At 53.0% G+C, this 236-nt stretch carries 1 protein-coding gene; it reads left to right on the forward strand.

The genetic code is table 11. The annotated features are described in order from the left end of the window. Positions 1 to 236, forward strand: a 236-nt coding sequence (locus H5084_RS20085) for a hypothetical protein (protein WP_182692249.1), incomplete at both ends; no start/stop codon positions are given.

Here is a 236-nt window from a genome sequence, read left to right on the forward strand (position 1 = left end):
ATCAACTACCAGGTCGTGGGCAATGAGGTTCTCTTAACAGCAGCGGGCGCGGCGCTGGTTAACAGCGGAGCAGCCTTACCTGAATTTACGTTAACACCGAACGACGGCACGATTAATGGTGAAACGGATTCGGCCACCCCGGTGGTGAATACGGTTAACGATGCACCTGAAGTGACGATCACGAACACCAATGCATTTACCGAAGACGACGGCAGCGCAGTAGAAAATGCGGTAGT

Source organism: Psychromonas sp. SR45-3 (assembly GCF_014163575.1).
Lineage (GTDB): Bacteria > Pseudomonadota > Gammaproteobacteria > Enterobacterales > Psychromonadaceae > Psychromonas > Psychromonas arctica.